The sequence below is a fragment of the Martelella sp. genome, assembly GCF_984369615.1.
In genome coordinates this window covers 1-3,865 of record NZ_CFHTCS010000388.1, presented here as the reverse complement: position 1 = coordinate 3,865, position 3,865 = coordinate 1, and the positions used below count along the sequence as shown (strand labels likewise).

Below are 3,865 nucleotides of genomic sequence, written 5' to 3'. Positions count from 1 at the left end.
TCAAGAGCCGCACGGCGCAAATTTGTGCAGGCCCGGCGCCAGAAGCGTGTTGACGCCCGGCCCGATCTCCTTATATTCCGCCATGCCTGCCTCAAGACGAGGCAAAGGGCCCCTTTGGCGGAACTGGTAGACGCGCCTGACTCAAAATCAGGTTCCGAAAGGAGTGCTGGTTCGATTCCGGCAAGGGGCACCAGGTTTCTCACTGTTATTCTTCAGTAAGATTTTGATTTTTAATCGAAAATTATAGATCTCCCTCCATCGCTATCGCCCTTAACGCCATTTGCATGCAACAAAGTGTGCAGCAAATTAGGGAACGAGCGCTACGCGAACTACGTCCAAAGGAAAGAATCCGGACCGTTTTCTGACAACGCGACAAGGTATTTACATGTACGTTCGGCGGGTGCCGAAGCTTGCGATAGACCTTGAATCGCGAGCGCCGGCCATTCGAATTTCGCTCCGGACTCGTGATCTTGCGATGGCCCGAATTGAACGTGATGCCTGCGAAAAGGCTGACAACCCATTGTGAGGCGCATATCCAGGGGGGATGATCGCAGTAAGGCGGACGCACGCTACCGCGCCGCAGCCGTGGCGCGAGCGGGTGCTCTGGATTTCACCTATCGTCCGGCAGCCGATGTGATGGCAAGCGAGACCGGCGATCAGATCATGGCGCGATTGGATGCATTGTTGGTCTCACCGCCAATGAGCATGGATGCCGCGGCGGTTTTGGGGCTTGAGCCTCGGCCGCGCGTTCGATTGTCCGAAGCCTTCGAGCTATATCTGACAGAAATTGCTGCACCGGAAGTTGCAAGCAAGAGCGCTACACAGAGGCGCAACTGGACGAAGGTGCGGCGCCGGGCTGTTTCAAACTTCATTGCGGTTGCCGGAGATAAGTATTTCGATGAGATCGATCGCTAGGATGCTCTGAAACTCTACCGATACTGGCGGGAGAAGATTGCACCGGCTGACGGCCCCGCCCAAAGAAGCGTTTCGTCCGGCAATAAGGATATCGGCTGCCTTCGCAACATCTGGCGATCCTATCAACGCTATCAGGGTGTATCGTCGGACAATAATCCGTTTGCGAACCTATCATTCCGCGACAAGAACAGCGCCGGGCGGCCTCCATTCTCTGCTGAATGGCTTGAGAGGTGTGTATTGGCGCCTGGCGCGCTATCCGGCTTGAACGAAGAAGCACGTCATATCGTACAGATTCTGTGACCTGAGCCCCGACTTCCCTCCAGTTTTCGGGGCGCAGAGCATTGCCCGCACCACTTCACCGCGATTTGGTTGCCTACGCCGAGGTGCTGGCCCGTGAGAGCGGCCAGGCGAACTGTCTGGGATCGGCAAGCCTGGCCGCAGTCTCTCAGGCGTCACTTTTTTTGCGGCGTTCCGGCGATGATACGTCGGTTTCAGCCAGCGTCTCCAAATCCTCTAGCATCCCTATCGCGTGCGCGGCGTAAGGTCCGATCCAGCGCTTCTGAACGTCATGGATCGGGAGTGCGTCGAGATGGTTCCACCGTTCCCGGCCGCGCCGCTCGACAACCACCAGCCCGGCTTTCTCCAGCACTGAAAGATGCTGCATCACCGTGCAGCGGTCGAGATCCGTTAGCGTCTCGCAGAGCGCGCCGGTGGTCTTCGGGCCGTCCTTGATCAGGTCGAGAATCCGCCGTCGCGCCCGGTGGCCGAGCGCCTTGAACAGGGTGTCGTATTTTTCCTCAGTTGACATGTTGTAGTTTTATAACATAATGCCGAAAAAGCAAAGAGGATTCGCATCATGGAGCTGAAATTTACAGTGGCAGGGCGCATATCCAAGCCCGTGGAAGAGGTCTTCGAGGCCGTGGTCGCTCCGGAGCGCCTGTCAAAGTATTTCACCACCGGCGGGGCGCGGGGGCGGCTGGAAACCGGAGTTGAGGTGACCTGGGACTTCCACGATTTCCCCGGCGCCTTCCCTGTCTTGGTTCAGGAGGTCGTCCCCAACAAAAGAATCGTACTGCAATGGGAAGCGGACCGGAAAACCGCCACCTGGACGACCGTGACCATGGAGTTCAGCCCGCTGGACGACGGGCGCACGCTGGTGCGGATCAGCGAATTTGGCTGGCCCGAAACCGAGGCCGGCATGGCCTCCTGTTTCGGCAATTGCGAGGGATGGACAGGGATGCTCTGCGCCATGAAGGCCTGGCTGGAGCACGGAATCAATTTACGGGACGGATTTTACAGGTAGATCGAGTGTCGAAAGAGGAGGGGCGTCATATGGAGCCGGGAAAGAACATTGCCATCAAGGTGCCGCCGCACCGTTGGGCGGAAACCGTGGCCTTTTATCGCGACAAGGTGGGGCTGACGGTCACTCGTGATCTGGACAACAGCACAGGGTTCGAATTCGGCGCCATGACCCTGTGGATCGATCGTGTCCCGCAGCAAAGCCAGACAGATGTGTGGATCGAATTGTTCGATGACGATCCTGATGCTGCCCTGTCGCGACTTGGCAGCCCTTGCCGGGACGCGTTGGAACCGCTGACCAATGTGACCGGGCACTGGACGTCGGACCCCGCCGGAACGGTGATTCTGCTGCGCAAGGAGCGGATGACGTGATGCATTGATTCTGTGGCGCCCTGCCGCCATGGGTAAGGAGATAGACGATGACGAATCGAAAAGCCGCCGTATTCCTCTGGTTCGACACGGAGGCCGAGACGGCCGCAGAGTTCTATACCGCAACCTTTGCTGATAGCCATGTGGACCAGGTCGTCCGTATCCCCGAAGGCGCGCCAAGCGGCCCTGCGGGGACTGTTCAGCTTGTGGAGATGACGCTGTTGGGACTTCCATATGTGCTACTCAACGCCGGACCCCACGTTCAGCCCAACGATTCCTATTCGCTTCAGGTCTACACCGAGGACCAGGCCGAAACGGACCGGCTATGGCACGCAATTGTCAGCAATGGCGGTGAAGAGATCATGTGCGGCTGGTGCAAGGACCGCTGGGGCTTTCGCTGGCAAATCACGCCGCGGGTTCTGATGGAGGCGCTTTCGCACCCGGACCCTGCCGCCTCGGCGCGGGCGCAAGCGGCAATGATGGAAATGCGGAAGATTGATATTTCAACCATCGAGGCCGCCTTGAGAGGTGCGCCGCGAGAATGATCGCAGGGGCAGATCATTGGCGGCGCGGACTGCCGGAACGGTTCCCGAGAGGGTGGCTTCTGGGGCAGGCTGCGCTGCTCGAAGCGTTTTCGGTTCACAGCGGAGGCCAGCGAAGGTGGTGATCGAACATGTGATTGCCCCCGGTAAGTCGGAGCGGCAAGTGGAATAAACCCGCAGGCTCACCAGCCGGTTGGCGGGGACGCTGTAGCGATTACGCTCCAGATGCACGAACAAGTCATTGCGGGTCACGATACGAATCGTCCGTCGGTGCGGTAATCGCCGCCTCCAGCTCGCGATCGCACTCGCGCGCCCTGCGTGATCATCATCGCATTTGACATCAAACCGACTAGTTGGTATGTGTTCCGGAACAGGAGGCGACACATGCCCAAAATGACCTCAAAACCGGATGCGAGATCGAAGCTGCTCGATGCGGCGCTGTCGCTGATCCGCGCCAAGGGCTATACGGCCACCACCGTCGACGAACTCTGTTCGGCCGCGGGGGTGACCAAGGGGGCCTTCTTCCATCACTTCAAGAGCAAGGACGCGCTCGGTATCGCGGCGGCGGAACACTGGTCGGCCACCACCGGCGCATTCTTCGCAAGCGCCCCCTATCACGACCATGATGATCCGTTCGAGCGGCTGATCGGCTACATCGAGTTCCGCAAGGCAATCATCGAGGGCGACCTCGCCGAGTTCACCTGTCTCGTCGGCACCATGACGCAGGAGGTCTATGGGTC

At 59.0% G+C, this 3,865-nt stretch carries 7 protein-coding genes, 1 tRNA gene and 1 pseudogene; 8 read left to right on the top strand and 1 reads right to left on the bottom strand.

All coding sequences use genetic code 11. From position 1 onward, the window contains the following. Positions 1 to 108: 108 nt before the first annotated feature. The 4 genes and pseudogenes from AC5DC2_RS20820 to AC5DC2_RS20805 form a co-directional block, all read left to right on the top strand. Positions 109 to 193 (top strand) — tRNA-Leu (locus AC5DC2_RS20820). Between the two features lie 168 nt (positions 194 to 361). Then, complete coding sequence (locus AC5DC2_RS20815; RefSeq protein ID WP_371260705.1) at positions 362 to 526, top strand: hypothetical protein; 165 nt, start codon at positions 362 to 364, stop codon at positions 524 to 526. A gap of 110 nt (positions 527 to 636) precedes the next feature. After that, on the top strand, positions 637 to 915 hold the full coding sequence (locus tag AC5DC2_RS20810; RefSeq protein ID WP_491699869.1) for a hypothetical protein: 279 nt from the start codon (positions 637 to 639) through the stop codon (positions 913 to 915). 341 nt (positions 916 to 1,256) lie between these two features. Next, positions 1,257 to 1,322: pseudogene (locus AC5DC2_RS20805) on the top strand (DUF2274 domain-containing protein); the annotation flags it as partial. 38 nt (positions 1,323 to 1,360) lie between these two features. On the opposite strand, the gene AC5DC2_RS20800 reads toward AC5DC2_RS20805, so the two are convergent. Continuing rightward, on the bottom strand, positions 1,361 to 1,723 hold the full coding sequence (locus AC5DC2_RS20800) for an ArsR/SmtB family transcription factor (protein ID WP_491699868.1): 363 nt from the start codon (positions 1,721 to 1,723) through the stop codon (positions 1,361 to 1,363). Positions 1,724 to 1,771: 48 nt separating this feature from the next. Between AC5DC2_RS20800 and AC5DC2_RS20795 the strand changes: the two genes are divergently transcribed. From AC5DC2_RS20795 to AC5DC2_RS20780, 4 genes are all read left to right on the top strand, one after another. Beyond that, positions 1,772 to 2,218, top strand: coding sequence for an SRPBCC family protein (locus tag AC5DC2_RS20795; protein WP_491699867.1), 447 nt, complete (start codon positions 1,772 to 1,774; stop codon positions 2,216 to 2,218). Positions 2,219 to 2,247: 29 nt separating this feature from the next. Beyond that, positions 2,248 to 2,586, top strand: coding sequence for a VOC family protein (locus AC5DC2_RS20790; protein WP_491699866.1), 339 nt, complete (start codon positions 2,248 to 2,250; stop codon positions 2,584 to 2,586). A 47-nt stretch (positions 2,587 to 2,633) separates the two neighbouring features. Then, positions 2,634 to 3,128 (top strand): VOC family protein, encoded by a 495-nt coding sequence (locus tag AC5DC2_RS20785; RefSeq protein WP_491699865.1) that lies wholly within the window; start codon positions 2,634 to 2,636, stop codon positions 3,126 to 3,128. 381 nt (positions 3,129 to 3,509) lie between these two features. Then, the coding region (locus AC5DC2_RS20780) for a TetR/AcrR family transcriptional regulator (RefSeq protein WP_491699864.1) at positions 3,510 to 3,865 on the top strand (356 nt) is incomplete at its 3' end.